A 992-nucleotide genomic window follows, 5' to 3' on the forward strand; every position below is an offset into this window, starting at 1 on the left:
TACAACATGCGCCGACTGGCGTGGATCGAGCGGCGAGGTGTGCCCGCCTGACGGATCCAGGCGCCGAAAATGCCTCACCACCCGCCTTGCGGCGGTGGATCAGGGCTCGGAAACGGCCGCTCTGCACCCAACACCACCACCAGCGGCCCTCGAAAAGCACCCGATGACGGGGTTATGCGAGGTGTCCGTGTGATCCCGCTCATCCCGTCGCCCGGCAGGCGACCATGCACCGCTCCACAACCATATCCGCCAAAGCTCGAGGTTTTTGGAGGTGTCCAGCTCGTAACCAAACAGAATCATGCCGATGGCAAGCGTGGCCAAGTGGTTGATCGCCTGCTGCTCGTAGCGGGTCGCGATACGCCGGAACTGCTTCGAGCGCTCGCGTGTAGGACATCAACCGGTTGTGTGCGTCGGGTTCCGCAAATGGCTGGCGATCACGAGGCTGGCGGCGCCGGGGTGGTTCTCGTGCCGGCTGCCCTGGACGGCTCGCGAGGCAGATCCCCCGGCGCCACCGCCAAGCCGCCGCGACCGCCGATCGGGCTCTGCGAGCCATCGCCTGGGCAGGGCGCGGGCGGGAGACCGAACCGCCAGCCATCGGGAGGCGCCATGCGGATCAGCGTCGGCATCGCCATCACACCTGAGGCTTCCGCCAAGGAGGTGCACGGGGGCACCGCCATCGACCCCGACGGGGTGGTGCGGCTCGACCGCAAGCTCGCGAACACGCCCAGCGACCTCGCCACCTCGATCGGCGAGTTCGCCGCGGCGACGGCGAGCTTACTCTTGCTCTCGGTCATGGCGGCGCTCCTGAGAGCGGGGCGTGACGACGTCGGACACCGCCAACCTGCCAGGACCGCCCCGCCTCGGGCCAACTTGCGGAACCTCCCGCAAACGGCCCGTCAACCATGTTGGCCGGGCCGTATGGCCTCATCCAGCGATGTTGCCGAGGCAAGCCTGACGCTCTTGCGAGCCGCGTAGGGGGCGGTCACCGCCCT

Annotated in this window: 1 protein-coding gene; it reads left to right on the plus strand. The window is 68.2% G+C overall.

The features are described from left to right. Positions 1-606: 606 nt before the first annotated feature. Positions 607-975 carry a hypothetical protein gene (locus U1T56_RS24115; protein WP_418162035.1) on the plus strand — a complete coding sequence of 123 codons (369 nt, stop codon included), beginning with the start codon at positions 607-609 and terminating at the stop codon, positions 973-975. The last annotated feature ends 17 nt before the right edge of the window (positions 976-992 follow it).

It is taken from the genome of Benzoatithermus flavus (assembly GCF_037908215.1).
GTDB classification, from domain to species: Bacteria; Pseudomonadota; Alphaproteobacteria; order Geminicoccales; family Geminicoccaceae; genus Benzoatithermus; species Benzoatithermus flavus.

What these genes read in the sequence shown, in the direction of transcription:
- U1T56_RS24115 (WP_418162035.1), top strand. Translation starts at nt 607, where the DNA reads ATGCGGATCAGCGTCGGCATCGCCATCACACCTGAGGCTTCCGCCAAG.